This window comes from Paenirhizobium daejeonense (assembly GCF_014280875.1).
Lineage (GTDB): Bacteria > Pseudomonadota > Alphaproteobacteria > Rhizobiales > Rhizobiaceae > Allorhizobium > Allorhizobium daejeonense.
In genome coordinates, this window is sequence record NZ_JACLAL010000013.1 from 16,258 (window position 1) to 42,300 (window position 26,043).

The 26,043-nt window shown below is 60.3% G+C and carries 25 protein-coding genes and 8 pseudogenes; 13 read left to right on the plus strand and 20 right to left on the minus strand.

Features of this window, described 5'->3' with window-relative positions; translation table 11 throughout:
* The first annotated feature begins 8 nt into the window (after positions 1–8).
* Positions 9–1,040: a helix-turn-helix domain-containing protein gene (locus H4I99_RS22765; protein ID WP_163897112.1), complete on the plus strand. Its 1,032-nt coding sequence runs from the start codon at positions 9–11 to the stop codon at positions 1,038–1,040.
* Positions 1,041–1,087: 47 nt separating this feature from the next.
* Positions 1,088–1,987 carry a DMT family transporter gene (locus H4I99_RS22770; protein WP_163897110.1) on the plus strand — a complete coding sequence of 300 codons (900 nt, stop codon included), beginning with the start codon at positions 1,088–1,090 and terminating at the stop codon, positions 1,985–1,987.
* Positions 1,988–2,076: 89 nt separating this feature from the next.
* Here the strand turns inward: H4I99_RS22770 and H4I99_RS22775 are convergent, their stop codons facing one another.
* A complete protein-coding gene (locus tag H4I99_RS22775) occupies positions 2,077–2,475 on the minus strand; it encodes a Rid family hydrolase (protein ID WP_099060908.1) in 399 nt (132 codons plus the stop codon).
* A gap of 194 nt (positions 2,476–2,669) precedes the next feature.
* Here H4I99_RS22775 and H4I99_RS22780 point away from each other — a divergent pair, with 194 nt between their 5' ends.
* Both H4I99_RS22780 and H4I99_RS22785 read left to right on the plus strand, forming a co-directional pair.
* Entirely contained in the window at positions 2,670–3,674 is a 1,005-nt protein-coding gene (locus tag H4I99_RS22780; protein WP_163897108.1) for an aldo/keto reductase, read from the plus strand.
* A gap of 21 nt (positions 3,675–3,695) precedes the next feature.
* Positions 3,696–4,295, plus strand: coding sequence for a nitroreductase family protein (locus H4I99_RS22785; RefSeq protein ID WP_163897105.1), 600 nt, complete (start codon positions 3,696–3,698; stop codon positions 4,293–4,295).
* Positions 4,296–4,347: 52 nt separating this feature from the next.
* Here H4I99_RS22785 and H4I99_RS24595 read toward each other — a convergent pair.
* Positions 4,348–4,535 (minus strand): annotated as a pseudogene (locus H4I99_RS24595) (IS6 family transposase); the annotation flags it as partial.
* A 35-nt stretch (positions 4,536–4,570) separates the two neighbouring features.
* Positions 4,571–4,816, minus strand: a complete 246-nt coding sequence (locus H4I99_RS24835) for a winged helix-turn-helix domain-containing protein (RefSeq protein WP_425314408.1) — start codon at positions 4,814–4,816, stop codon at positions 4,571–4,573.
* Between the two features lie 239 nt (positions 4,817–5,055).
* Here H4I99_RS24835 and H4I99_RS22795 point away from each other — a divergent pair.
* Both H4I99_RS22795 and H4I99_RS22800 read left to right on the plus strand, forming a co-directional pair.
* Positions 5,056–6,229: pseudogene (locus tag H4I99_RS22795) on the plus strand (transposase family protein).
* A gap of 173 nt (positions 6,230–6,402) precedes the next feature.
* Positions 6,403–6,679: pseudogene (locus H4I99_RS22800) on the plus strand (DDE-type integrase/transposase/recombinase); the annotation flags it as partial.
* Positions 6,680–6,845: 166 nt separating this feature from the next.
* Here H4I99_RS22800 and H4I99_RS22805 read toward each other — a convergent pair.
* A complete protein-coding gene (locus H4I99_RS22805) occupies positions 6,846–7,334 on the minus strand; it encodes a hypothetical protein (RefSeq protein WP_244625261.1) in 489 nt (162 codons plus the stop codon).
* A 171-nt stretch (positions 7,335–7,505) separates the two neighbouring features.
* Here H4I99_RS22805 and H4I99_RS22810 point away from each other — a divergent pair, with 171 nt between their 5' ends.
* From H4I99_RS22810 to H4I99_RS22840, 7 genes are all read left to right on the plus strand, one after another.
* Positions 7,506–9,452, plus strand: a complete 1,947-nt coding sequence (locus tag H4I99_RS22810) for an AfsR/SARP family transcriptional regulator (protein ID WP_186663401.1) — start codon at positions 7,506–7,508, stop codon at positions 9,450–9,452.
* A gap of 12 nt (positions 9,453–9,464) precedes the next feature.
* Positions 9,465–9,896, plus strand: a complete 432-nt coding sequence (locus H4I99_RS22815) for a hypothetical protein (RefSeq protein ID WP_163897484.1) — start codon at positions 9,465–9,467, stop codon at positions 9,894–9,896.
* A complete protein-coding gene (locus tag H4I99_RS22820) occupies positions 9,897–11,117 on the plus strand; it encodes a YcaO-like family protein (RefSeq protein ID WP_246225523.1) in 1,221 nt (406 codons plus the stop codon).
* 4 nt (positions 11,118–11,121) lie between these two features.
* On the plus strand, positions 11,122–11,817 hold the full coding sequence (locus H4I99_RS22825; RefSeq protein ID WP_163897482.1) for a TfuA-like protein: 696 nt from the start codon (positions 11,122–11,124) through the stop codon (positions 11,815–11,817).
* A 14-nt stretch (positions 11,818–11,831) separates the two neighbouring features.
* Entirely contained in the window at positions 11,832–12,998 is a 1,167-nt protein-coding gene (locus H4I99_RS22830; RefSeq protein WP_163897480.1) for an agmatine deiminase family protein, read from the plus strand.
* A gap of 87 nt (positions 12,999–13,085) precedes the next feature.
* On the plus strand, positions 13,086–13,532 hold the full coding sequence (locus tag H4I99_RS22835) for a helix-turn-helix domain-containing protein (protein ID WP_163897478.1): 447 nt from the start codon (positions 13,086–13,088) through the stop codon (positions 13,530–13,532).
* Positions 13,533–13,656: 124 nt separating this feature from the next.
* Entirely contained in the window at positions 13,657–13,881 is a 225-nt protein-coding gene (locus H4I99_RS22840; protein ID WP_163897099.1) for a hypothetical protein, read from the plus strand.
* A gap of 86 nt (positions 13,882–13,967) precedes the next feature.
* Here the strand turns inward: H4I99_RS22840 and H4I99_RS22845 are convergent.
* From H4I99_RS22845 to H4I99_RS22910, 16 genes and pseudogenes are all read right to left on the minus strand, one after another.
* Positions 13,968–14,138, minus strand: a pseudogene (locus H4I99_RS22845) (3'-5' exonuclease); the annotation flags it as partial.
* 154 nt (positions 14,139–14,292) lie between these two features.
* Complete coding sequence (locus H4I99_RS22850; protein ID WP_163897476.1) at positions 14,293–14,883, minus strand: general stress protein; 591 nt, start codon at positions 14,881–14,883, stop codon at positions 14,293–14,295.
* Between the two features lie 14 nt (positions 14,884–14,897).
* A complete protein-coding gene (locus H4I99_RS22855; RefSeq protein ID WP_163897474.1) occupies positions 14,898–15,218 on the minus strand; it encodes a PepSY domain-containing protein in 321 nt (106 codons plus the stop codon).
* Positions 15,219–15,807: 589 nt separating this feature from the next.
* On the minus strand, positions 15,808–16,026 hold the full coding sequence (locus tag H4I99_RS22860) for a hypothetical protein (RefSeq protein ID WP_163897472.1): 219 nt from the start codon (positions 16,024–16,026) through the stop codon (positions 15,808–15,810).
* 106 nt (positions 16,027–16,132) lie between these two features.
* Entirely contained in the window at positions 16,133–17,119 is a 987-nt protein-coding gene (locus H4I99_RS22865; RefSeq protein ID WP_342345177.1) for a DNA topoisomerase IB, read from the minus strand.
* Between the two features lie 152 nt (positions 17,120–17,271).
* Positions 17,272–17,499: a non-homologous end-joining DNA ligase LigD gene (gene ligD / locus H4I99_RS24840; protein WP_425314407.1), complete on the minus strand. Its 228-nt coding sequence runs from the start codon at positions 17,497–17,499 to the stop codon at positions 17,272–17,274.
* Between the two features lie 2 nt (positions 17,500–17,501).
* A pseudogene (locus tag H4I99_RS22870) lies at positions 17,502–17,855 on the minus strand (DNA polymerase ligase N-terminal domain-containing protein); the annotation flags it as partial.
* A 288-nt stretch (positions 17,856–18,143) separates the two neighbouring features.
* Positions 18,144–18,353: pseudogene (locus H4I99_RS24380) on the minus strand (SDR family oxidoreductase); the annotation flags it as partial.
* Between the two features lie 569 nt (positions 18,354–18,922).
* Positions 18,923–19,262 (minus strand): annotated as a pseudogene (locus H4I99_RS24600) (integrase core domain-containing protein); the annotation flags it as partial.
* 70 nt (positions 19,263–19,332) lie between these two features.
* Positions 19,333–19,437 (minus strand): annotated as a pseudogene (locus H4I99_RS24605) (transposase); the annotation flags it as partial.
* Positions 19,438–19,930: 493 nt separating this feature from the next.
* Positions 19,931–21,061: an ABC transporter ATP-binding protein gene (locus H4I99_RS22885; protein WP_163897467.1), complete on the minus strand. Its 1,131-nt coding sequence runs from the start codon at positions 21,059–21,061 to the stop codon at positions 19,931–19,933.
* Positions 21,062–21,098: 37 nt separating this feature from the next.
* Positions 21,099–22,502 (minus strand): NAD(P)/FAD-dependent oxidoreductase, encoded by a 1,404-nt coding sequence (locus tag H4I99_RS22890; RefSeq protein ID WP_163897465.1) that lies wholly within the window; start codon positions 22,500–22,502, stop codon positions 21,099–21,101.
* A complete protein-coding gene (locus H4I99_RS22895) occupies positions 22,499–23,368 on the minus strand; it encodes a PfkB family carbohydrate kinase (protein ID WP_163897463.1) in 870 nt (289 codons plus the stop codon). The genes H4I99_RS22890 and H4I99_RS22895 overlap by 4 nt, the downstream gene beginning before the upstream one ends.
* Positions 23,365–24,210, minus strand: coding sequence for a sugar phosphate isomerase/epimerase family protein (locus H4I99_RS22900; protein ID WP_163897461.1), 846 nt, complete (start codon positions 24,208–24,210; stop codon positions 23,365–23,367). Before H4I99_RS22900 ends, H4I99_RS22895 begins: the two co-directional genes overlap by 4 nt.
* Positions 24,211–24,220: 10 nt before the next feature.
* Positions 24,221–25,081 carry a carbohydrate ABC transporter permease gene (locus H4I99_RS22905; RefSeq protein ID WP_163897459.1) on the minus strand — a complete coding sequence of 287 codons (861 nt, stop codon included), beginning with the start codon at positions 25,079–25,081 and terminating at the stop codon, positions 24,221–24,223.
* Positions 25,078–26,043 (minus strand): carbohydrate ABC transporter permease, encoded by a 966-nt coding sequence (locus H4I99_RS22910; RefSeq protein WP_163897457.1) that lies wholly within the window; start codon positions 26,041–26,043, stop codon positions 25,078–25,080. The genes H4I99_RS22905 and H4I99_RS22910 overlap by 4 nt, the downstream gene beginning before the upstream one ends.

A 26,043-nucleotide genomic window follows, 5' to 3' on the forward strand; every position in this document is an offset into this window, starting at 1 on the left:
GTCGCCGCATGCTGACCGTAACGACCTTCAACGCCGAGACACTGCATCGGACCGAGCGCCTTGCCGCTTGGTCCTCTCACATGGCTCCGTTCAGATGCACCGTCCTTGCGAATGCCCGCACCGACGACTTCACCGCCCGTATGGGCGCGGCCGTGACAAGCTGGGGTTTTGCGATTGCACGGCTTGAAATATCCGCTCAGCGCCTTCTCTTCGACACGCGTGGCCTTTCCAGCGGCCTGTGGCTTTTGCAGGTGGTGGAGGGCAAGGGCACGCTGAAAACGGAGCGGGGTTCTCACGGGCTCGAGAAGGGCGATCTGCTCTATGGAAAGGCTGCCCGGGAGATGTCGCTGACCTCGCTCTCGCACCTCACTCTCAACTGCGCTTATTTCCCGAGGAACGGCTCCGGGGTACGGCTTGCTTCCGTGCCGACGGCGCTGGTTGCAAGTCCGCTTCTCGTGACCAATGGTTCGGGCGATTTTCTGTCCGGTCTGATGCAAAGCGCTGCCGACAGGATTGCCCGCCTCACCGCCGACGAGATACGCCCGCTCGAGACGGCCATTACCGAATTCCTGTTTGCCGCCGTCGTGACGACCAGCACGGCAAACACCGTCATCGACGGATCGAGAACCCGCAACGCGCTCGTGCTGCGGGCCACGCAGCTTCTGGAGGCCCAGCTTTGCGATCCGGACCTTTCGCCCGCCGCCGCCGCACAGCAACTGGGTATTTCAGTCCGTTATCTGCAGAAGCTGTTCGAGGAGGTCGGGGAGAACGTGAACCACTATATCCGCCGCCGCAGGCTGGAACGCTCCTACGTCGAGCTGATGGACCCGCTCTATGACCAGCAGTCGATCTCGGAGATCAGCTTTCGCTGGGGTTTCAACGATTCCGCCTATTTCAGCCGTTCGTTCAAGGATCTGTTCGGCGTTTCTCCCTCGCAGCACCGGGAATGCGGGCGATGGAGAAACGAAGATCGCCAAGCTTCCACAGCAGCGAAACGCCTGCCGCGCCGCGCCGGGAACCTGATCTTCCACACGCCCTGACCTCTTGCGCAGACGCGTCGACCCGGCCAACGGACCAAACCCTATTCATGACGACAGAACAGATATCCACCACCCCGCCTTCGGAGCAGGCGAAGACTTCGGAAACCCGGCGGGGCATTTTCATCATGCTCTGTGCCGTGATGCTCATTGCCCTGATCGATCCTGCCGCAAAGTACGCCGCGCGTGACTTGCCGGTCCTGCAGGTGGTTTGGGGGCGCTATGCCTTCGCTGCGCTGACAGCCGTCGTGCTTTTCCGGCCACCCCGCAATCCGGCGCGCTGGGGTATCGTGCGCCTGCCCCTGCAACTGGTTCGGGCCAGCCTGCTGCTGAGCGCCACGGCTTTCAATTTCCTCGCCCTCCGCAGTCTTGGCCTGGTGGAAAACCAGGCCATCGTCATGCTGAGCCCGGTCGTCATCACCGCGGTTTCGATCCTTCTGTTCGGAGAAAGGGCGGGGCTCACGACGATCCTGGGATTGCTCGCAGGTCTTGCCGGCGCCCTTATGGTCATCCGGCCCGGCGGCGACATGTTCAAGCTGGGGTCGCTGTTCGCCATCGAGCATGTGCTGAGCTACGCCTTCTACGTGCTCCTTTCGCGCCATCTCCTGAAGACGGACACCGCCCTCAGCCTGAATCTGCTGGCGGTCTTCCTGCCGGCCGTGATCCTGAGCCTGCTCGTGCCATGGGTGTGGGTCTGGCCGGCAAGTTTCTCAAGCTGGTTTGCCCTTGCCTCCGTCGGCTTCGTGGGCGGCACAGGCCACTTCCTGCTCGTTCTTGCCCATCGTCACGCACCGGCGAGCACACTTGCACCATTCACCTACACGCAGCTCTGCTGGGCGCTGGCCGGCGGTTTCATCGTCTTCCAGGAAGTGCCTTCCATCGGAACCGCGCTTGGTGCCCTGGCGATCGTCGGTGCCGGCATCCTGATCCTCGTGACCAGCAGACGCTGAACGGCGAAGAACCGAACGGGAAAGGGCGCGCCGCAGTTTCCGCTTCGGCGCGCCCTTTTATTCCCGGGGATCGGTCTGAAAGGCGTTGGTTAGGAAATGACGGCCGTGGTGGCGATCTCGACCAGGAATTCCGGCTTCACCATTTCCAGCTTCACGCAGAACCGGGCCGGCAGGATTTCGGGAAAGTACTGCACGTAGACGGCATTCATCCTGTCGTAATCCGCCAGATCACGCAGGAAGATCTGGTTGAACGTGACGTCCGCCATGGTGCCGCCGGCCGTCTCGATGACTTCCTTGACGCTGTCGAGAACGCGGCGGGTCTGCACTTCGATGTCGCCGACACCGACGATGCTGCCGTCATGGGGATCGGTCGCCAGCATACCCGCGACATAGATGTGGTTGCCGGCCTTCACGCCCCAGTTCAGGTGTCTGGTGCCGTTCGATGTCTTGCCCTCGACCCAGCCCTTCGGATGAATGGGAGTATTCATGATTTTCCTCGCTTGGAATGCTGCAGCGGGACCGTCCCCGCAACTTCGGGAATGACACTAGAAAGCCCGGCAATGGTGCGCATGGACATATGCGCACGATTTCTTGACTGCTCCGCTTCCGTTGTTTTTCCCGCCGGTGCCACCTGTTAGGACGGGCGCAAGGCTTACCCGTTCTCAGCAGGCTGGAGACAAGGATGAAATACAATTATCTGGGAAAAAGCGGCGTCAAGGTATCCGAACTCTGCCTTGGCGGCATGATGTTTGGCGGCGCGACCGACGAAACCGTATCGCGCCGGATCATCGATTCCGCACGCGATGCTGGCATCAACTTCATCGATACGGCCGACATGTATAACGGCGGCGAGTCCGAGCGCGTCATCGGACGGGCGATAGCTTCCGACAGGCACCACTGGATGCTGGCCACCAAGGTCGGCAATCCGATGGGCGCGGGACCGAACGACAGAGGCATGTCGCGCAAGTGGATCATGCAGGCGGTCGATGCGAGCCTCAAGCGTCTCGGAACCGACTGTATCGATCTGCTCTATGTTCACAAGGCGGATTTCGAGGCTCCGCTATCGGAGATGGTCCTCGCCTTCGGAGATCTGATCCGCTCCGGCAAAATCCATTATTTCGGGGTCTCCAACTTCAAGTCATGGCGGCTTGCAGAGACCGTCCATCTCGCGGCCCAGGCAGGCATGCAGGGGCCGGTTGCCAGCCAGCCCCTCTATAATCTGGTGAATCGGGAGGCCGAGCTGGAACATTTGCCCGCCGCCGCCCATTTCGGGCTCGGCGTCGTGTGCTACAGCCCGCTCGCACGGGGCATCCTGACTGGAAAATACAGGCCGGATGTCGCACCGGATGCCAGCACCCGCGCAGGACGCGGCGATGTGCGGATGATGGAGGCCGAATGGCGTCCGGAGTCGCTTCTCGTTGCCGAAAAGCTGAAGAAATATGCCGCGGACAAGGGCGCCCGTCCCGCGCATATCGCCCAGCAATGGGTCATGCGCAACCGGCTGGTGACCTCCACCATCGTCGGGCCGCGCACATTCGAGCAATGGCAGGATTATCTGGACGCGCTCGAATATGTCTATGATATCGAGGACGAACGCTTTATCGATCTTCTGGTCTCGCCCGGCAAGACCTCCACACTCGCGCCTTTCGACCCCCATCACCCCGTCGAGGGCCGCCTCCTGTTCTGACATCCCGCAAAAGAGGATAAAATGACTGATACCTTCATGGACGCGCTGGTGAAGCGCCGTTCGCAGTATGCGCTCGGAAAGAACCTGCCTGTTTCGGCTGACGACGTGGAAAAGCTGATCCGCAAGGCCGTTCGCCTCGCCCCGTCCTCGTTCAATTCGCAAAGCTCGCGCGCGCTCGTGCTGTTTGGTGAACACAGCGACAAATTCTGGAAGCTGACGACGGAGAAGCTGCGCGAGATCGTTCCCGCCGATGCCTTTGCCTCGACCGAAGCGAAGATGAAGGCTTTCGCCGCTGGAGCCGGCACCGTCCTGTTCTTCGAGGATCAGGACACGGTGAAGGCCCTGCAGGAAAAATACCCGCTCTACGCCGACAACTTCCCGGCGTTCTCTGAGCAGTCGGGCGGCATGGCGCAGTTTGCCGTGTGGACGGCGCTGGCAAGTGTCGGTCTCGGCGCAAGCCTGCAGCACTACAACCCGGTCATCGACGAGGCCGTCGCCGCCGCCTGGGATATCCCCTCGAACTGGAAGCTGCGGGCGCAGATGCCCTTCGGCTCTTCGGAAAAGGAGCTCGGACCAAAGTCGTTTATCGATGATGAGGTCCGCATCCGCGTGTTTCGTTAACGGTGATGTCACGTTGTTTGACTGAAGCCATGCGAAGGACTGGCCGTTGAAGTCAGGCGGTTGCGCCGGTCATGGCCTTCCACTGCGCCATCGTGCGGAGCCGATAATATGAGTGGTCGGGGCAGTGTACTTCTGGTGGGACGGGACGAGGTGATTTCTGACTGCTGAGAACACCGAGACAAATCGCTGCAATCCGCCGGCGGATTGGAAACCCTGTATCATCCGTTCCGATGGCCGTACTTGTGATGCTGGAGGGCGCAACGATTGCCTGTGTCCTAGGATACGATTACGTTCCCGGAAAGCTGAAAGCCAACGCCGTGAATGACATGCACCGGCAATTCCGTACCGGCTTCCCGCGCCTTCACTCGTAACCGTTGCACAACTGCGTCGAGACTGCGCGTGTCCGAAACTGAATCGTACCCCACGGCAAGGCCGAGTTCCGCGCGGGGAACGATGGTCCCGTTTGCTGCCACCAAAGTTGATAGGAGCGTTGCTTCACGTCCGGACAATTTGATTATCATGCCTTGGGGAGAAAGGAGGCGATGGTCGATACGGTCAAGGGACCAATTGCCTGTCGATCGAGGTAACTCCTTGAAGGCCGTCGCCCCCGCTTTTATTCGCCTCGACAGGTTCTTGACCGCGAGAACGATGTCAATCGGCTCGGAATATTGCCCCTTATCGGCGTCCAATATTTGGCCGGACTCATTCTCGATGATGTTTCGGGTTCTACTGGCCTGGTTTCTGGAGGAGAATCAGCGCCATGAAAGCCCATTTTCGACCTTCCGATCTGATCCCTGCCGAGTTGAACGTGGAGGCGGTGCGTCACAGACCCGACGTTATCGTCGTCGTCGTCGCATGTGGTCAGTCCCGAGGTTGCAGGTGTCCCGAATGCGGTACGACCTCCGATCTCGTTCATAGCCGCTATCCTCGGATGATCGCCGATCTGCCGTGTGCGGGCCGAAGGATCGAATTGCATCTGACGGTCCGACGCTTCGTCTGCAATGTCGTCCATTGTCGCCGAAAGATTTTCGCCGAACGTTTCGGTGATGGCGTGATCCGACCCATGGCTCGCCGGACAGCCCGTCTGGACTGCCTAGTTCGGCATCTCGCGCTTGCATTAGGTGGCCGCCCGGCAACGCGGTTCGCAGATCGTCTCGGGTTGCCGGTTAGCAATGACACGCTGCTGCGAACCGTTCGCCGATATGATCGCCCACCGCCGCCGAACGCTTGCAGTATGAGGGATATCTGCGACGAACTCTGTCATTCTTGGACTCATTGGCAAAGGCGTGTCCATCCAAGGAAATCGTGCGTAGAACAGGGCATAGCCGAAAGCTGGTTCGCAGCGTTGTTCGCGGTCAACGGACCGACATCTACCGAATCCGGCAAACGTCACTCGAACCACACCTGCCTTGGCTCGAGGCGCAGTGGGATGCGGGCTTGCGAAACGGCGCTGAACTGTGGCGGCGGCATCGGCTGACTGGGTTTGCCGGAGGTCTCCGCGTTGTCACCGAATGGGCAACGCGGCGAAGGCGTGCCGAAAAGGCCGAACACGGGCTCGGCCACGAGCCGGCGGCATGCTCCATCGTCCGCCTAATGCCCCTTGAACGCAACAATTTGACCAAGGCGCAAACGATGACGGTCGCTGCGATCGAGGAGCAACTACCAGACCTTGTCGAGACCAGAGATGTTGTGGAGAGCTTCCACGAAATGCTGCGTCGCAAGTCTAAAGATGATCTGGACACGTGGATCTACCGCGCAGCAGCAAGCTTGATCTCGCCATTCGCGACCGGGCAGCGGTTCAGAATGCAATCACTTCAGTTTGGTCGAACGGCCAGACAGCGGGCCAGATAACTAAGCTGGAACTTATCAAGCGCCAGGTGCATGGGCGCGGGAAGCTCGATTTGCTTGAGGCACGGATCGTGGGAGCATCCTGATGTCATCGATATTGCGACAGACCCAATATTCCACGCCGAAACACAGGATATTTCCGCAAAAGTAATAAGTTGCCTCCCGACAATCTGCATCATCTATTGTCCGACTACCCCGCCTTGCCAGTGCCGTTAGGGTCTTTCCACTGTTGCCAACATCGCGATACCCATGGCAGGTCACAGTCGTCGATGATGGGCTTTTGGATCCCAACCCGGTCCATTATGTCACCAAGGATCTCCAGCAAGGCGTTGAGAGCGATCCTTTCCGGGTGAAAAAAAGACATGCCCAAAATCGGCGGCTTCCAATCCTTCAAGACAGCACGTCGGACCATCCCTGGTTTCGAAGTAATGCTATGGCTGAAGAAGGGCTTCGGCTTCACCGGCGACGGGACCGTCAATGATCAGAACAATCTGCTAGCGCGCCTGTTCGGACTTCAAAAGGTTAACAAAGCATGAAAATGCAACGGCTCATGGGATCGCTTCAAGCTGCCCGATAGTTTGCGACAAACCCCTTATTCGATAGGCGACTGGCCGCCTCGCCCGCCGACGACAATAGGCACATCCCACAGAGTCCATGAGACCCAGTGGCAACGGTCGAGCAGATAGAGACGCAGGAGCTTAATCAGACTGAACTGACTTCTGCTTCGAGGAGCCCCGAATCAGTTAATGGAGATATCGCAAACGTGGAGTTGCTCTTGCTGAGAGCACCGGGCGCAACGCATCGGTAGCGGCTCTTGTTGCAGCAGAACTCGAAGCGCCGCCTGCAGATCCCGGAGCTTGCGACCAGCACGCGATAACCGTTTACGAACTCGTCGAGAACCTCGAGTTCCCTTCCCCATGCCCAGCCGCCATAACGGGTACCGCGATCCGAACGCAGCACGATTTCGAAGTAGTGCCCTCCACCGGCCTCCCTCATCCTGAACACGAGATCGAGATTGTCTTCATCGCCTGCATCAAATTTTCCCGCAGACAACCTGAGATGGGCGATTTTCGCCTCGGCCAGTGCTCCGATTGGATAAAATGGCTGGCCCCTGAACCACATGAATTCGCTGATCGCGTAACCTACGTCATCGGCACGCTGGTAAGGTTCTGCCTGAAATGAAAACGTCAAATATGAATTATGAAACGGCAAATTATGCATTCTTACTCCTCGGACGGTGAATCCGCCGATCCCGCTCTCCGCGTTTATCCCCCTGTAAATACAACCTATATGATGCAATCATCAAAGCAACGCAAAATCGCATCACAATGCCACTTTCAATTTCTCATATGCCGTTGTTAGATGTCGACTCAAAGGGGTGATGACGTGGCTGACGACGCGGAACCTTTAGTGATCCGGCTCTTTGGCATGCCGCGCTGCGAAGCGGGGCATCAGACATTTTTTCCCATTAAAGGCCTGGTCCTTATTGCCGCGCTTCTCCTGTCGCCCTCCCGCTTCCTGACACGACAGGCGGCGGCATTCCTTCTGTGGGAAAATGCCGAGGAAAAGCGTGCAGCCGCAAATCTTCGTCAGCTTCTGCTCAGGCTGCAACAGCATGCCATTGACGGCGAACCATTCGTCGTTTCGACGATGGCAGGGCTGACCGTCGGTCCAGCGACACGGCGCTCCGATCTCGAGGCGTTCCTGTTGTCGCTTAAGGATGAGGATATCGACAGCAGGCTGAAGGGCCTTCTCGCTGTGACCGGTGAGCTCCTGCAAGGGGTCGAAGCCGGAACTGAACAGTTCGATTTCTGGCTGCTATCCCAACGGAACCGGCTAAACGACCAGTTTTACAGTGCGGTGAACCGCCTGCTCGATGATGTCACCCGATTTGGCACCAGGAAGTCTGTGGACATCGCGACGATCGCCGATCGCGCCTTGCAACTCGAGCCGGACAGAGAAGAGACCTACAGGCTTTTCATGAACGCTTACGCGCGGGCGGGGGACCTGGCTGCCAGCGACCGGATTTTCGACAGACTGATCCGGCACACGCAACTGGACGGAAGATCGCCCGAATCCGAAACGCTGGCGCTCCACCGCCGATTGAGGGCGCGCGTGGAAGCGATTGCTCTCTCTCCGTCGGCATCCTCGGCGGGCGCAACTTGCCGGCGTCCCCGGGTCGCATTCCTGCGCCCGACCAAAATTGATGGAAGTAGTTTCCCGTCCTTCGTCCAGGCTTTCGTCGAGGACATCGCCAACAGCCTGGTTCGCTACCGGACGTTTGCCGTCATCTCTCCCCACAGCAGTTTCCTGACGAGCGACGACGCATCTAACGGGCTATACCGAACGCTACGGGCAGACTATTGTGTCAAGGCGACCGTGTTCGACAACATGCGCCTGTCATTTGCCATGATCGAGGAGGCGACAGGCGAGATCGTCTGGTCGCTCGAGGTCGTCCTGGCGGAGCGTCAGCTCCACTCCGCCTTCAGGATGCTGTCGAAACAGATAGCCGCCGCATTGGCCGAACAGATCGAGCGGCTCCAGCTTGCGCCGGCCCGGCAACATGACGGCGGCGCCTATCATCACCTCCTGTCGGGCCAGCAGCTGCTACGGGGAAAATGCGATCTGCCGCTCCTCCGCAGGGCGCGTTCGGAGTTCCGCAAGGCAATCGAAATCGATCCTCAAATGTCGGTTGCGCGAGCGCGTACGGCGCAATCCCTTCAACTTGAATGGCTTATGCTCGGCGGTGATGACCCGCATCTCCTGCACCGGGCGAAGGCCGAAGCGGAAGCCGCGATCGAGATCGATCCGGCACTCGGCATCGGCCACTGGATGCGCGCAGTCGTAGCACTTTACCAGCGGGATTTCGAGACATCGGCGCAAGGGTTCTTCGAGGCGGAAGCACTGGCGCCCAACTCGGCCGATCTCCTGATCCAGCATGCGGATGCGCTTGCGCATTTCGGGGAAAAAGACCTCGCATGGCAACGCTTCCAGCAGGCGATCGATCTCAATCCGCTGGCTCCGGATATCTACTGGTGGGCGGGCGCCAGCATCGCGCTGAAGCGGGACGACTATCGGACGGCGGTGGATCTCTGCACGAAGATGGAGAACGACGAACCGGCGTTGAGGGTGCTGACCGCAAGTCATGCTCTCAATGGAAATCTGGAGGCGGCGCGAGGATATGCGCGCCGCCTCCAGGAGATCTATCCTGGCCTGTCAGCCAGGGAGATCAGTGGCGTATCGCCAGACAAGGATCCGGCGGCTAACGAGAAACTTTATACGGCATTTCGATTAGCAGGTATCAAATAGGGGTTTTTTACCATGACGAATTCGCAGTTCTACGTCATCGGCAAGAAGGGTTTTGGTGTGCTCGTTTTGAGGACATCGCCGCTTCGCGCCGCAACGGTGTCTCACGAGGTGATTACCGCCTATGAGGCCAGTCATCCAGGCGTCGACGGCTACGCCCGGATTGCCGCGAAGGCCAAGGCCATGATGGCAAGCCAGGACGGCAAGCCCGACACAGCGCTCGACGAGGTCCAGATCCAGGGCATCGAGGCGCTGATTTCCGGCGGAGCCACGGTTTCGGAAGCGGATTTCACACTCGTCGGCGAAGTGGTCGATGCGGGGTGGGATTTCAACCGCGTCATCCAGCTTCCGATCGAGTCTGCACTTCGCGCTGTCGGCCCGAGCGGAACGGCGGCCGGCGACCTGTTTGAGGCAATTCTGTCCGACACGCCCAACACAACTCCGTAAGTGACGATCGAAGCGAGCGGTGCGGGCGTGGAAATCGGTGGCCCCGACTGCGCAGAGGCGCTCGAGCCAGCGGAACCGGCTCCCGAGACGCTCAGGCGCTTCGGGATCACGCGTGTCGGCGACATAACCGGACTGGACACGATCGGTATTCCGGTCTGGTTTGCCATTCGCCCCAATTCTCGAGGCCTTTCCGTTTCCCAGGGCAAAGGCATCACCATCAGGCAGGCACGCCTGTCGGCCATCATGGAAGCGATCGAGGGCGCCGTCGCCGAAGATACGCAACGTCATGTCTGCGAATATGGCTCTGTCAGAACCATGTCGGCGCGGCACACGTCCACAGTTCCGCTGGGACGGCTTTCCCGCGTCGATGTCGATTGCCTCGATCAGGACCGGGAACGGGCGTGGGTGCGAGGTTTTTCCGTTCGAACCGGAGAGGACGTGCTTGCACCCTACGAGCTCATAGGCCTCGACTTCCGCGCAGGCTTCCCATGGGACCGGCGGGCGTTTCACATGAGTTCGCTCGGACTTGCAGCCGGCTTCGATTGCGATCGCACCATATTGCATGCGCTTCTCGAACTCATAGAACACGACGCCTGTTTTCTGATCGATGCGATGGACACCCGCTCCGTCAGGACACGCAGGGTGAGCATTCCGCCTGGTATTGACCCGTCCCTGGATGGTTTGATCGATCGCCTCGACAAGGCGGAACTGAGGGCAGAGTTCCATGACCTGACAACAGGAAACGGTGTGCCGGTCGTCATGGCCAGCATCGAAAGGCATTTTGTGGCGCTGGATGGTCCGGGAATGCGGACGGCTGCCGGTGTGGCCTGCCGTCTCAACCCCTTCGAGGCTGTAACGGCCGCTCTTCTTGAAGCGGTCCAGTCGCGGCTCACCGACATCAGCGGCGCGCGCGACGACCTTTCCACCGGCCGTTATCGCGGCAAGCTCGCCGCATCCATTCGGGAAGAAGAAACGACGCTGCCGGCAATGATGCCCGAAGGGGGCGAGCTTATCTCGGCGGGCGCTTCCGGAGCGCGCTGGCAGCACCTCGCAGCCCATCTCATGGCAAGCGGGGTGGAGGACATATACGTATTCCCGCTTGAAAGCGGGGAACCGGGCATCAAGGTCGCGCGCGTTCTGGCAAGCGGCCTCTCCTCGTCTTCAACTAGATCGATAAGCCGCTTCTCCGTCAGCGCGCTGAACGCGTTCATGGAACCCTAGATCGATGGAAACAATTGTCTTCGCCGGTCCCTCGACCTATGGCCTGGATCTCGCACCCCGCTACAACTTCTCCATCCGGCCGCCGGCCGCCGCCGGAGATATTCTCACGGCAACGCACGAGGGTGCGCGACGAATCGGCCTCATTGACGGGCTTTATGGCGATTGCGCTGCGGTCTGGCACAAGGAGATCCTTTACGCTCTCTCCCAGGGGGTTGCCGTATTCGGCGCGGCCAGTATGGGAGCGCTACGGGCAGCCGAATGTGAGGCTTTCGGCATGACCGGCATCGGCGAGATTTTCCAATCCTACCAGTCGGGAGACAGGGTGTCGGATGCAGACGTCGCCGTCAGCCATGCTCCTCGGGAGCTTGGATATCGGCCCGTGACGATTGCTCTTGTCGATGCCGAGGCAACGATCGAGGGGCTTTCTGCCAGCATGGAACCCGCCGGTACCGCATCCCTGATGGAGGCCGCAAGAGCGTTACATTTTTCCGGGCGAACCTGGAAGTCGATTGCCGGAAAGGCGGGGTTCGGGATCGAGATGGCGCGGACTCTTGCCGAGAATGCCAGGTCGGTCAAACGTGCGGACGCCCTTGAATTGTTGGAGACCCTGAGAGACGATCCGCTACCCGGACTGCAACCGGTTGGCTGGTCGTTGCAGAATACGATTTTCTTTCAAAATCTCGCCGACCGCCTGCGTTGAGAGAGGAAGGTTTCATGCACCCTTCGGGCCGGCAGCCGACATTGGTCGCCGATTGCGGCGGCCTTATCGAGCAGGTCGCTTTCGCCGTTCCTGACGCGTTGGTGGATAGCGCTCGCGGCAGCGACGACGGCCTCCTGCTGCCGATTGGCAATATGATCGCCGCACTTCCCGAGGAGGTGATTGCATTTGTTGTCGTAGGCTCAAACGCACTTCCTGCGGCCAAGACATGGCTGGCCCGGTTGAAACTGGCATGTTCGCTGGCGCTGATCCCGGTTGGCGGTAACACCGGCGGCGCTCCCAGCCCGTGGATCCAGGACTTTTTCCACGTGCGCACGCACGACACCGGAGCCGTCGAGATATTGTCGAGGCCGGACAATGCGGTCGCCAGTCATCTGGCGCGTGCTATCGGTGCAGGCACTGTCCCTGTCGCGTTCGATCTTGCCGGCGGCGACCAGCTTGTCGGTCCGGACTTCCGGCTGGTCGGGTGGTCGAGCATGAAGACGAACGGCCTTCAAACCGGGGATGCCGCGGGTCTTCAAGGGCCGGCCATCCTCACCGAGGTGGATCATCGCCCCATCAGGATCTTCGGCTATCAGGTGGCGGACCTGTCACCGATATCTCTCACGGACACCGGGGGAACCGTCCCATTCTCCGGTCGCCTTCATCAGGTGGGCTTTCATGTCGACCAGTTCGTCTCTGTGACCGGCCTGGAACGCGGTGGCCGACCGCTGCTGCTGGTCGGCGAACCAGACGCACCGGCAAGTCCGGAAAACAGCCTTTTAGTCAATCTGCGGCGTCAACTGGATGCCTCGGTGACCCATCTGATCCGTCAGGGCTTCGCAGTTCTTCGCAACCCGATCCCTCTTGTAATAACCTCCGATAGCGGAAAACGCCTGCCGCGGCTCTACAACAATCTCCTCGTGGAGAACGGACTGCGCCCGGGGCGCCAGAAGCCGCTGGTGTGGCTACCCCAGTTCGGCGATCTGGAGCCCCTTGAAGACTATGACCGGGCAAATATAAGGATATGGGAGGAGCTAAGCTACGATGTCATTCCCGTTTCCGGATGGAGCCGTCTCGCAAGCCGCAATGGTGCCCTTCGTTGCGCGTCCAAGGTTATAAGCAGGCAACGAAACTCACCGGTTATGGACAAGCCCATCTTACGGGAAAGCGTAACACTTTAGTGTAGTCTCCTGCATCGATAGATTGTACTTTCATAAAATTCTCAACGAGGATATCGTCGCCTGGCGTTGCCAGAATGAGGAATAGACATGTCGACCAAAATCCCTAATCCCATCGACGTTCACGTCGGCATGCAGATCAAGCTGCGCCGCAAGATCTTAAGTATCAGTCAGTCGGCCCTCGGCGATCAGTTGGGAATAACGTTCCAGCAGGTCCAGAAGTACGAGAAGGGCACCAATCGCGTCGGGGCATCGCGCCTTCAGGCAATCGCAAAGATCCTTGGTGTCGACGCGGCCTTCTTTTTCCACAGCGCGCCGGGAGCAGCCATTCCGCCCCAGGGGCAGCAGAAATCCGAAGCCAGCGAGTTGCAGACCTTCCTGACGTCGCAGGACGGGTTTGCGCTCAACCAGGCTTTTTTCAAGATCAAGGACCAGAATATCCGTCGGCAGGTCGTTGCCCTGGTCAAGGCTTTCGCGGAGGCGGAAGAAGGTTTGGGCAAGGCGGCCGCTACCGCCGGCGACGCAAAGCATCCCTAAAGGCTCAATCCCTTCTGTATCACGTCACACCCGTGTGACGCTCGCGTGACGCCCTGTGTGCTCTAATTTTGGTACGCGGCATGGTGCTGCGTCCGGACGCACATTGCGAGAGGCCGATATGCGGGTGTTTGAGGTAACTGAGGCGGGCGACGAGGAAGATCTGCTCGCCCTGGGGCGGATGGTGTCTTACGCCTGCCAGCGGGCCAAGACGATGAATCTCGAGTTCTCGACCTATTGTCTCGAGATGGCGATGATTTCGCTGATGCAGGATCTTGCGAGATCCGAGCCGAAACGACCGAAGCCGGAAGAGCGGGCCGCTAAGGTGAGCATCGGGTCAGGGTTCCACTGACCCAACCCGCTGCCGGAGGTTCTCACCCACAAGCCGGGGCATGCATGTTCACCACGTTGCCATGGGCCGAAATCACTAGGCATAGCTCATGAGCCCGCTCTTAACCTGTCGAGGGCCGTCAGGTACTTGACTGGCGGATCGGCGTCCCAACGGTAGATTTCCGATCTCAGGAAATGCAGTTCTTCATCGAGCCTTTCTTCCGGCAACTCCACCCACCAGGATTTCAGGCGAGGATCGGATCCGTCCAACCAGCGATACCGCAAGCCTTGGGGTGATCCTTCTGTCGGGTGGGGCGGCGATCATGGCGGCCCTATCTGACCCGCAATTGCTCGTCCAAGAAATTGAAAACCTCTCCATTTCCCAGGTGCCAAACGAATAGGGGCCGGCGGAGCCGGCCCCTATCTCGCCCGGTTACCGCCGGTAGCGGAGACGTTCCTGCTCGATTTCCGCCGAGCTGTAAGGGTCGAGCCTTTCATCGAACCGCGACCATCCCTCCTTTTCGTAGGACGCGCGGCGGGCCGCCGGATCGACCAAGTGAGATGCCCGCAAGACCTCCTGTGCTTCCATATAGCGGCTTTCGTCGACCCGTGCGGTAACAAGCGTCCCGCCCCGACGAACGCCTTCCGCATAGACATGTGCATGTTCCTCCGAGATCCCAGCGTCGGTCAATGCCCCAATCAGTCCCCCCGCTGCTCCACCTGCCACGGCACCTGCGGCGACACCAGTCGCCGTCGCGGCAAGCCAACCCGCTGCAACCACGGGTCCCACACCCGGAATCGCCATCAGCCCGAGACCTGCCAGCAACCCTCCAACTCCACCGATTGCCGCACCAATGCCGGCTCCCGTGCCGGCACCTTGCGCTGCATTCGATTCATTTTGCGAACGATCGGTATAATTGGAAATGATGCTGATATCTTCGGACGGAAAACCTCGTGCCTCTAGTGCGTTTACGGCGACGCTGGCATCAGAGTAGTCATCGAACAGTGCGGTAACGGTCTTCATAGCTCTCTCCTTGATTAGTTGGTCACGATATTGCCCTGATAGTCGAGCGCGACCATGAAGGCTTTGCCGCCCTTGCTTGCACTTGCCCTCCAGACACCCTTGTCATCCAGCTTGAGACCGGTGATGTCGACGAAGCCGGCATCGGTCAGGCGCTGCTTTACCTGCTCCTCGGTAAAGCTGTTGGCACCCTCCACGGGGGCGGTGGGATTATTACCGTCAGGCGTGGCAACCGCGGGGGTTTCGCCATCGTTCGCCGGTGGTGTGGTCGTGGTCTGGGCAAATGCGGCAATGCTGCAGGCACCCGCAAAGGTTAATGCTAACAAAAGTCTATTCATGGATGTTCCTCTCTTTGAGTTGAAGGCATACACTGACCGAACCGCAGCCATGACGAATTGTTCCGCAAATATTTTCAAAAGGATAGCGGGAGACAGGGGGCCATAGTTAAACCCTGGCCACGCTTTGTCAGCGACGCCAACTCGCCTTTGGAGAGAGCTTAATTCGATACGGCCGTTACTGGTCTTCAGCCTGAGATCACATCGCCGCGCCGACGCCGCCATCGCCAGTATCTCAATCGCAGCCGTGGCGCGATTACCAAGCTCAACAGGACCATCAGAGGAATCCAAATTTTCGCATTGCCTGCAGTGGCAGGGTTGACCAGGACAATGACAGCTCCCAGACTGAACAGCACTGCGTTGATCTGCATGCCGCAAATAATGCGAAGCCAGCGCTGGACGACATGGTCATTCCTCTCATCGTTGATATGACCAAACGAGGAGGCGACGAAATCGTTCCTTAAACCTGCATCGCAGCGGGCTAATGCCCAACGGCAGGGGCCTGCGCATCCGCGGCAGCGGAACAAAGCGGGTCCTCTCTGCGGTCGACATACCGACCGCACATGTAACCGAGGAAAGGTGCGGAGCCATTTTATTGCCTTTTCCTGCCGGAGACGGACGTGTCCGCACGCCTTTCGGAAAAGGCGAGATCAGCCGTTGTCACGACGGGAACGGGATCGGACAGCATTGCGAGAAGAACTTCGCGCGTGATGGAGCCATCTTCCAGGGCTTCGATAACCAGGCTGCGGGTTTCACGCTCCGCCTTGAGGAGACTCGCGAGCGCAAGGATCAATCGATCTCTGGTATCCATGATCAGTTTCCTTCCTTGCGGTGGAACGCAGGTGCTGCCCCTCGAGTTCCCGGTCTGGCTACATCCCGGGTGATACACTGCATGAAACGCGGCCAGGCCGCCGCATTCATCCCGGCGGCGTCGAAAGCCACGTCAGCACAGAGATTTCGTCGCCATCCATCCAGTCCAGCAAGCGGATACTGCGGGCCCTACCCATATTGTGCATTCGAGAAAGCGTTCCTGCTTCGAACTCCTCGAACACGCGTGGATGGATGTAGGAATTTCTGCAAACAGAACGCGTGTTCACCAGCCTTGAGGCGACCCCATCGATAACCGAGTTAATCTGGTGAGCTCTTTCGCGTCGGCCAGGTGCAGCCTCCAGGGCAGCAAGCGCGAAAGCGGCCATACATGTGGCGGCCCATGTGCGAAACTGTCGTGAGGTGAAGTCCTTGCCGGATGCCGCACGGATATAATCATTGACATCCTGAGAGGTCAGTTGCCGGGGGGAACCGTCATCGTCGAGGTATTGGAAGAGGTTCTGCCCCGGCAACTCCTGCAGTCTTTTGAGGACGGCGGCGAGGCGTCTGTCGGTGTGCGAGATATTCCACTCCTTGCCGGACTTGCCGCGAAAGCGGAACTTCACGAGGGAACCTTCGATCTTCACGTGTCTATTTCGTAAGGTGGTAAGGCCGAAGGAACCATTTAGGCTCGCGTATCGCTCATTTCCAACGCGGATATAGAGATTGTCCAGGACGTGCACCACGGTCGCTAGAACCTTTTCGAGCGAAATCTTGCGCGCGCGCAGGTCCCGGTCAACCTGCTGCCTGATGTCGGGCAGGCTTTGGGCAAAGCGTGCGAGGTTGTCGAACTTGGCCTTGTCGCGCTCTGCCGCCCAATCGGGATGATATATGTATTGCCGCCTGCCCCTTGCATCCGTCCCCATTGCTTGCAGGCGGGAATTCGGATCGGCCGAAATCACCACATCCCCGTAGGCGGGCGGTATGGCGAGGGCCGCAAAACGAGCCAGTTCACTCCGCTCGCGTACGCGATGGCCGTCTGCGGTAAAATATAAAAAACCGTTCTTTCCCGGCTTTCGTGAAATGCCACCATCCATGGATGTAATCCAGAGGAGCAGGACAGAACCGGGAGACCGACAATCGACGACTGCGGTTGTTTGCATCGCGCCCGGAACACCCTGTTTCCTCTTGTTCTCTCCTTGTTATGACTTTTCCGACAGCAGGCGGAAAGGCAACCTTTCCCCCCTGATCATGTCGCCCTCCTTGCCTTTGCAAGGCTCCTGATCGCCGGCTCCAGACGACACGCACCGGCGTTATAGTCGCACCACGCAGCCATCTTACGAAGGAGTGCGGGGACAGTTCGAATTGTGAAGCGTTTGGGATCGAGATCGACCCTGACCTGGCTCCAGGTAAGCGGCATCGAGACTGTAGCACCTGGCCGGGCACGCGGAGACAGCGGCGCCACGGCTGTCGCCATGCGGAACCCTCTCCCTCTGGCTCCCAGTAACCCCGGTCCCACAGCATGACAGTACCGCCGCCATACTGGCCCTTCGGGATGGTTCCCTCAAAATCACCTTAGTCCAGCGGATGATCCTCCACCTCGATGGCGAGACGTTTGTCGCGAGGGTCAAGCGACGGACCTCTTGTGACAGCCCAGGACTTGAATACTCCGTCCAACTCCAGTCGAAGATCATAATGCAAGCGTGTGGCGTCATGTTTCTGAATAGCGAAACGTGGACGCTTTGACGGCATCACGTGCGTCTTGCCTCTCGGCTCCCGGGTGCTGCGGAAGTCCCGCTTGTTCTTGTAGGCGCTCAGGATGTCGCCTGCGATGGGAGGCTCCCTCATCGGCCTTGCCGCTCGGATATGAGGACAACAGGAAATTGGGCCCCGCGTCCGGGCCGAACGACGATCCTGCACGCGCTGGAGACGTCCGTGTTGTCGCAAGAAGTCATCACCCTGCGGGTGTGTTCGTTTTCTTCGATCATGATCATTCTCCTCATCGAACCAGGTCCGGAAAAGTAAATGGCCAGACCTTCCTTGTTACCCGGCGCGCTACCGGCGTTCGACCGGTTCTGCGAAGCCCGGCGAGAAGGGCAAGGCCTGCTCCGAGCTGGACGACTATCGCAGGAGCCCCTGTCCGCCATCGACCCAGATCGGAGTTCCCGTCACATGGCGGGCCCTGTCGCTTGCGAGGAAGGCAATAACTTCGGCAACATCGCCCGCCCGCCCCGGCCTGCCATCGGTGATCGGGACCTGGCCCTGCGGCCAGATCACGGGTATCGCGGTCCTGTCCTCGCCGCGAAGATTCGTATTGTCATTGACGGTGCTGGTTTCGGGCGTCGGGTCCCGGTCCGTGGCGGTGGGACTGCCGGCGCCGGCCGGAGGATTATTGTCAAAGGTGCCGACCTGACCGCCGCCTATCGGGGACGTTACGGAGGCGTTGGGTGATGACCTGCCCAAGATCCAAAGAACGAGTACGGCGACACACGCTGCGATAAGGACGAGGCCCACTCGCCACCGTCGTCTGGCGCTCTTCACTTCAGGTTGCTGTTCAGGTGTCTGCGGCATGATCGGTCTCCTGAATCGTCAGGCTGCGCGTGCCCTGGTTCTTCGAGATAGAACTTGTGGGAAGCGCGTTTGTTTCCCGTTCAGCAGGATTTGTTCCGCCGCTCACCCGTTGCGGCGATCAAACCCAGACTGTTTCGCCGATATCGGAGAGCGTGGAGCGACAGGTCGGTCCCCGCCATTTCACTGTTCGGACACGGCGCCCTCGAAACACCTGATCTCCGCAGAAGCGCGAGGCCTTGGCAATTCATCGTTCGACAATCCCGTCACTGGCGCGCCTGCATATGAACATCACCTTCCAAAACGGCCTTCGCGGGAACCAGCGCGGTCGGTCATTCAGCTGCAACCAAGGCCCTGAATTCGGGCCATTGCGAGAAAAAGGAAGGGACCGATAAAAGAACGTTCAACGTCGGGAAGTCTATTGTCGCTGGAATCTGGCCACGGCTGGTGTTGAGGTTGGTCCGTTCTGGCGAGGCCAGATAGTCGTTTGGGGTGCCGGTGGCTTGGGGCACAGCGATGAGCGCGGCCGCACGGTATTGTAGTGACGTCGCCAGTTTTCGATGAGCATCTTTGCCTCCTTGATCGTGTGGAAGATTTCTCCATTGAGTGAGTAGTTCATCGCGGAGTTTCGAATTGAAAGCTCTCGCAATAGCCGTTTTCCCACGGGCTACCGGCATGATGTCGGCGGTCTTGGCACCACGGTAGCGATTCATTTCCGCAAGGCCTTGGCTACGAGCACGCCGGAGCCGGGCATTCTCGGCCTCCAGCTCTTTCAGCTGCTTCACCTGATCGCCCTTCAAGCCGCCGCTTCAGACCGCCACCGGTAGTATGTAGCTTCCGTCACGCCTATCGAACCAATCGCTTCAGCCATCGATTGCCCCTCCCATTTCAGTGTCCTTTCCCGGCTCGATAGCCATACTTCAAGAAGGACTACTTTTCAGGGGGCTGACCACGTTCGACCCCGTTAAAAAAGCGGCGCACGGGCCATTGCGAAGTGGAGAGTCGCGCCGCGGCTTTCGCGGCGCGACAGGTTAGAAAAATGACGAACTTTGCGCAGCGCAGCCCCTCAAGAACCGGAGAAGGGAAAGCCATGCCCAAGACAAGATCACCTGCTCCGCAGAACCTCGCCGGCATGAACCCGGGCGCAGCCGCCATCGACATCGGGTCCCGATGCCTATGGCGGCGACCAATCCGGACAGTGACGACATGCCAATCCGCGCCTTTGGCATCTTCACCCATGACCCGCATGGCTCCGATTTTGCGGTGCCACGAGCGGGGCTTTGAGGTAATCCTGGTCAATGCGCGTTCCGTTAAGAATGCCCGACGTCGTAAGACCGACATCAACGATGCGGCATGACTTCGCCAGTTGCATTCTTATGGTCTGCTACATTGCCCTCAGGATCGAAGACGTGAATGTCTTGCAGGCGTGCTGTGACACGGATATTCTCCTTGCACGCGTAGGAAAGCTCCCCGTCCACCTTGATAAGGAATTTTTCCCTGGCGCCGGGCAGATCCAGATATAGAATCTGCACCTCGCCGAGATGCTCGACAAGATCTACTGTTCCGGCAAACGTCGGGCCGGATCCATCGCCATCGGCGATCCGCGTGTTTTCCGGTCGAATGCCGATGCTGACCGCTTCACCCCTCGAGAGCCTGCCGGGTTCCATCGCCAGCTCAAGTTCGACGCCGCAATCGAGCTGGCAGCGCGCCGATGTCTCGGTGCGCTCGATGACCTCACCTTTCAGAATATTCATCGCCGGCGAGCCGATAAACTGCGCGACGAAAAGGTTAGCCGGTTTGCGGTAGAGATCCGTTGGCGTACCAACTTGCTCGATGTAGCCGTCCTTGAAGACGACTATGCGGTCCGCCAGCGTCATTGCCTCGATCTGGTCGTGCGTGACGTAGATCATTGTCACATCGGGCATGCTCTGCTTCAGCTTGGCGATCTCAATGCGGGTCGCGACGCGTAGCGCGGCATCGAGGTTTGACAGCGGCTCGTCGAACAGGAAGACCCGCGGATTGCGCACGATGGCCCGGCCGATCGCCACCCGCTGCCGCTGTCCGCCGGAAAGCGCCTTCGGCAGACGCTGCAGGTATTTGTCGAGCTGTAGGATTTCCGCGGCCCTGCGCACCCGTGCATCGATCTCGGCTTTCGGCGTTCCCGCGATGCGCAGCCCGAAGGCCATGTTCTCGTAAACAGTCATATGCGGATAGAGCGCATAGGACTGGAACACCATTGAAATGCCACGTTTGGAGGGGGCAACGGCATTCATCCGCGCGCCATCGATGACGAGGTCGCCGGAGGTTATCGTCTCCAGGCCGGCGATCGAGCGCAGCAGGGTCGATTTCCCGCAGCCCGACGGACCGACGAAGACGATGAACTCTCCCGACTTTATATCGAGATCGATCCCGTGCAGGACCTCCATGTCACCATAGGCCTTGCGGATGTTTCTCAGCGACAGATCGACCATCGTTCCATTCCGTTGTTTGATTTCGAAGCGCGCGCCGTCACGGTGCGAGCCCTGCCAGGAACCGCGTGACCGGGCCCGGCTTTCTGTTGAGGATCTCCAGATCGTTCTTGCGCCGGATGGCGTGCCGCACGACCCGCGCGCCGAGGTAACGCAACGGTTCGGGCGGAAGTCGCGTGCGCCTGTCGAGCCCGACCAGCCCACAGCGGCTCCAGGCATCGTCGCGACCAAGAACGAGGCTCGCCATGATGCGACCGGCCACCGGCGTCTGCGCGATGCCCGTGCCGTTGAAGCCCATCGCGTAGAAAATGTTCGCGTGATCCTTCAGATGCCCGAAGACCGGCAGGTGTTGCGCCGTGCAGTCGATCGGGCCGCTCCAGTCGTGGAGCACCGGCACGTCCTTCAGCTCGGGATAGACCCGGCGCATTTCACGGATATTGTCGGCGCCGCCATCGCCGCCGCGGTTGAAGCGCGCATCGATCCGATCGCCATAGGCGATGCCGCCCGTGCCCCGACCAAAGATGACCGTGCCGTCCGGCGTGCGCTGATAATAGAGGACATGATGCTGTGCATCGCAGATCGAGGCGCCGTCCGTCCAGCCAATGCGCTCAAGGATGTCACACGCGGGCGCCGTCGCGACGACCTGGCTGCTGACCACATAGAGATAGGGGTGCAGTTCCGGAATGGCGGAAAGCCAGGCATTTGCGGCAAGCACCACCTTGCTCGCCAACAGCGTGCCGCCGGCGGTGCGCAGCTGCGGCCTCGAGCCGGGCACGATGTCGAGAACCGGGCTGCGCTCATGAACGACGATACCCTTTGAAAGCGCTAGATCGCGCAGTCCAATGGCGAGCTTCGCGGGCTGCACCGTTCCCGCCCGTTCCTCGACAATGCCGGCATAGGAGACGGCTGAGCCGCTGCGGCGCAGGATGTCGTCACGCCGCAGCGGACGGAAGCGCTCCTCGCCGAGCGCGCGGCAGAGCTCGGCGGCCGAAGTCCAGGCCCCTTCCTGCGCGGTCGAACTGGCCGTCCAGAGCCAGCCGTCGAGCCTCAGGTCCATGTCGATGGCGCCGGAGGCTTGCAGACCGTTCAGTTCCTCGATCGCGTTGGCGGTCGCGCGGCACAGCATCAGCGCATCGTCTTCCCCGACAAGCGCGCGCAGCATGTCGATTTCGGCGAACCAGCTATGGACCTGGCCGCCGTTGCGGCCCGAGGCGCCGGAGCCGCAGAAATCGGCTTCGAGCACGGTGACGCGTGTTTCCGGCGACTGTTCCTTGATCCGCAACGCTGTCCAGAGGCCGGCATATCCCCCGCCGACGATGGCCACGTCGCAGTCCGCGCCGCCCTGCAGGGGTCGCGTCACGGCATCCGCCGCGATGCTCTGGAGCCAGAAGGAACGGTCGCCCTTCGCCGCGGCGACGGGCGGCCTCATCGTGATGGTATTCATGTTCCGGACCTCTGCGTGCTGCGAATGACATCGTCATATTTGGCGAGCAGCCATTCGGGAATCGCCCGAATGGGCTGCGGGAACCCACCGAGATGGGTGCAGGTCTCCGACGCGCGTTCGGCGGCATGGTCGAGCGCGGCCTTTCCCGGAAGGTCCGCGAAGAAACGCGACGTGATGAAGCTCGCGATGAAACTGTCTCCCGCGCCGCACGTATCGACGACCGTGACCGGCACCGAGCCCGCCGCCGTTACCCCGGCGCCATCGTCGTAGAAGGAGCCCCGCTTGCCGCAGGTGACGACGACTTGGGACGCGCCCGCCGCCCTGAACCGCGCGATCAGCGGCTCGACGGGCTCGGCCGGATCGTCCGGGCCCGAAGCGAAGACCAGCGGCACCCTATCCAGCGGAAGGTCGAAATGCCGCGTGGAGACATCGATGCTGAAGGGCAGGCCATCCTCGACCAGCCGACGAACGAGCTTTACGCTCGAATTGGTGCCGAGATGCACCCAATCGGCCTGCCTCAGCGCCTCGTAGCGGTCGGCGCTCGGGAAGTAGTCCTCTCCCACGCCGAGGGATTCGAGAAGGAAGCGCCGCTCGCCGGCGTCGTCCGTGAGCAGCGTCACGGCGGACGCGCCGGGACGGATTTCGACGTCGGTGCGATCGAGCCCCACCTCCTCGATGGCGCCAAGCATGATATCGGCCTCCGCGTCCGGCCCCAGCGCGCCGAAATAGCGGGCGTCCAGCCCGCGCCGGCGCCATTGCGCCGCGACATTGAGGGCATTGCCGCCCACGGTGACGAAACCCCTGGTGAGGTAGGCATCGAGGCAGTTGTCGCCGACGGCGATGAGTTTGGGATTGGCCTTCGTCATTCCTGGTCCGCTTGATCGAGATGAGGTCCAATGGCGTCGAGGCATCGCCGCCAGGCGGAAACGGGATCGAGCGCATAGGAGCCGTTGCCGAAGGGCTCGAAGGTCAGCGTGCCGTCGAAGCCGTGAGCCTGGAGATCGGCAAGATAGGTGTCGAGCGGCAGGTTGCCGTCGCCCCAGACCAGATGCCCGCTCGGCGTGCCATCGACGACGTGGACATGCGCGATGCGCTTTCCGAACCGCTCGAAATAGCCGCCGACGCTGTCGCCCGCCGTCGCCATGGCGACGAGATCGAGAACGATGTCGATATCGTCGCCGTCGAGCGCGCGCCAAAAGGCCTGCAGTTCTTCGGCATTGGTGACGATGTTGCTTTCAAGGCGCTGAAGCGGCTCCAGCAGGCAGGAGACGCCAAGCGATCGCGCATGGGCGGCGATGCGATTGATCGACTGGACCGAATGCGCCCAGGCTATGTCCCGGGTTTCGCATTCGAAACCTCGGCCCGGCGTCAGGAAGAGGTATTTTGCCCCGAGTTCCGCACTAAGGTCGGCGGCCCGCATGAAACGCTCGACGCTCGCCGCGCGAAAAGCGCTGTCGCCGGAAGCGATGTTGATCGGATAGATCACCTGCTCCGGCGTGAAGCAACGGACCGTGAAGCCGTTGTCGCCGAGGATCGCCTTTACCTCCGCAAGCCGGGCGCCGGTGTCATAGAAGAGATCAAGATGCGGGGCGATGCCCCAGAACTCCATCCGGCGGAAGCCCAGATCGCCGAGCTTTTCAGCGGTCCAGCGGAAGGGGTGGTGCTGGAAGGAATAATTCGCGCCTATGAGCTGGTTTCTTTTCAACATGGCCGCCGTCCTACTTTCCGATGCCTTCGGCAAGCCCGCGAATGAAGAAGCGCTGGGCCGCGAAAAAGGTGATGACGATGGGAAGCGCCGACAGCGTCATGGCGGCGAAGACGACGGCATAATTGGTGCCATGCTTAGCCATGATGGAGGTGAGCCCGACCGGCAGCGTCTGCAGATCCGCGCCGCTGGTGAAGATCATCGCGAAGAGATATTCGTTCCAGCCGAAGAGCACATGCAGGATGACGCACGACACCAGGATCGGCTTGCACAGCGGCAGCGTCACCTTCCAGAAGATCTGCCCTTCGCTGGCGCCGTCCATGATGGCGGCCTCGTCGAGATCGCGCGGCAGGCCCAGCATGTAGGCGCGGATGAGGAAGGTCGTGAAGGGAATGCGGAAGGCGGTGTAGAGGATGATCAGCGCCCAGTAGGTATTGTAGAGGCCGAGATCCTGCATCATGCGCACCAGCGGGATGACGGCGACCGTCGGGCTGAGCATCAGGCCGCCGAGAACGATGCCGACGAAGAACGACTTGCCCGGCAGTTTCGAGCGGGTGAGGCCATAGGCTGTCCAGGCGCTGATGAGCACCGTGCAAAAGGCCGATCCGAGCGTGACGATGATGCTCGTCGCGATATAGTTGCGGATGCCCTGGTTCCAGGCCGAGATGTAGTTGGCGATGCCGAAGCCGCCCGGCAACGCGAACGGATTGCCGAAGATTTCGGCATTGGTCTTGAAGCCGTTCAGCGCCATCCAGAACAGCGGATAGAGCACGACGATACCGAGGCTGATGAGGAATACGACGAGGCAGACCTTCGCCAGCACCGCGACGAAGTCGGTGCGCTCGCTCTCCCGCGTGTCATGGGTGAGGTTCACAGCTCGACCCTCCGTCTTTTCGTGTACCAGAGCTGCGCGAAGCCGGTGACCAGCGTGATGATGAAGATGACCGACGCGATGGCGGCGCCGTAGCCGAAGTCGTTTTCGATGAAACCCTGCTGGTAGAGCCATGTGCCGAGCACCTGGCTGCTGTTGTTCGGCCCGCCGCCGGTCATCACCATGACTTCGTTGAACACCTGGAAGGCACCGGTAATGGTGACGATCACCATGAGGCCGGTCATTTCACGGGTCAGCGGGAAGGTGATGTTCCACAGCCGCCGCCACGTCCCCGCCCCGTCCATGATCGCCGCGTCATAAAGTTCGCGCGGGATCTTCTGGATCGCGATGGCGAAGAGCAGAGTGGAATAGCCGAAACCCTGCCACTGGCTCATGGCGATAATGGCATAGATCGCGGTCCCCTCCTCGCCGAGCCAGGCCCGGGACCAGTCCGCGAGGCCGATCAGCTTCAGTGCGGAATCCAGAAGGCCGATACGGGGCTGGTAGATGAAATAGAAGAGCAGGCCCGACACGGTGATGGAGATGGCCGAGGGTATGAAATAGACGGCCCGCCAGAAGCGACGCCATTTTTCCTGAGCAAGACCCTCGATCAGCGCCGCCAGCACGAAGGCGCCGAAGACCTGAAAGATGATGGAGATGACGGCATAGAGCGTGTTGTTGATGAGCGAGGTCCGCACGACCGGATCGCCTTGCAGACGGCGGTAGTTCTCCAGTCCGACAAAGGCGGTCTCGCCGGTGAAGATATCCTGGTTCTTCGTGCTGACGACGAAGTTGTCGATGATGGGGTAATAGACGAACCAGAGGATCAGGACGAAGGCGACCAGGACCCAGCGAAACGACAGGATCCCGGCCAGCGGGCCGAACCGGTCGCTTTCAGCCCGGTCCGGCCCGGTGAAGCCGATTTTAACGGCCTCACCCTTTTGCTCATGCTTGATGACAGTCAT